General features: G+C 58.7%; 1 protein-coding gene. It reads left to right on the forward strand.

Annotation, left to right across the window (positions count from 1 at the left end; genetic code table 11):
- A partial coding sequence (locus Q0349_RS06415) for a PTS sugar transporter subunit IIBCA (RefSeq protein WP_298080048.1) occupies positions 1-1,247 on the forward strand: 1,247 nt, incomplete at both ends.

Consider the following 1,247-nt stretch of genomic DNA (forward strand, 5'->3'; position numbering starts at 1 on the left):
GCGGTCGCCAGTACGGCGGCGGAGGATATTCCGCATTGGGATTTCGGCTTTACCCGCGTCAATATGATTGGCTATCAGGGGCAGGTGATTTCTGCCATTCTCGCTGGTTTTGTTTTGGTATATTTGGAGCGTTTTTTCCGCCGCATTACGCCCGCGGTGATTTCAATGATTGTGGTGCCGTTTTGTTCGCTGGTGCCGGCGGTGATTATTGCGCATACGCTGGTTGGCCCGATTGGCTGGAAGATTGGGACGTTTATTGCCGATGTGGTTTATGGCGGGCTGACGTCTTCGTGGTCGGTGTTATTCGCCGCGGTTTTTGGTTTGCTTTATGCACCAGTAGTGATGACCGGACTGCATCATATGACCAATGCCATTGATATTACTTTGACGACGAAATTCGGCGGCACGATTCTCTGGCCAATGATTGCCCTTTCCAATATTGCCCAAGGTTCGAGTGTGCTGGCGATGGGGGTTTTGCAGCGCCACAATCCGCGCGCGGCGCAGGTCAATGTGCCTGCCTGTATTTCCGCTTATTTGGGGGTGACGGAACCGGCGTTATTCGGCGTGAATTTGAAGTATGGTTTCCCGCTCGTTTGCGGCATGATTGGCTCTGCCATTGCCGCGGTGATTTCTGTCGGCAGCGGCGTGCAGGCGCTCAGTATTGGCGTCGGCGGTATTCCCGGCATTCTTTCTATTAATCCGCAATTCTGGGGTTCGTTTGCCCTCGCCATGGCGGCGGCGATTGTCGTGCCGTTTGTTCTCACCTGGCTGGTCGGGCAGAAGCGGCTGAATGCGGCGGAGCGGGGCAGCGCGCCCGCGCCCGCCGTTACCGTGCCGCCTGCCGCTTCACCGGCAGAGGAAGTGTTTATCGCGCCGATGAGCGGGCGCCTGTTTGCCATTGAGGATATTGACGATCAGGGTTTTGCCTCGAAGAGCATGGGCGACGGCATTGCCATTGAGCTGCAAGACGGCGTGGTGGTCGCGCCGTTTAGCGGCACGGTTGAGGCCGCCTTCCCCACCGGGCACGCCTACGGCATCGCCTGCGACAATGGCCGCGAGCTGCTGATTCATCTCGGCATGGATATGGTCGAGTTGCAGGGCAAGGGCTTCACCGCACGCGTCCGGCAGGGAGACCGCGTGCGCCAGGGCGATGTGCTGGCAGAGGTCGATGTGGATTATGTGAAGCGGCAGGGCAAGTCGCTGGTGTCGCCGGTGGTGTTTACCGATGGCGGCGCGGTGCGTGTGCT

The organism is uncultured Cardiobacterium sp., from assembly GCF_938028185.1.
Classification (GTDB): Bacteria; Pseudomonadota; Gammaproteobacteria; order Cardiobacteriales; family Cardiobacteriaceae; genus Cardiobacterium.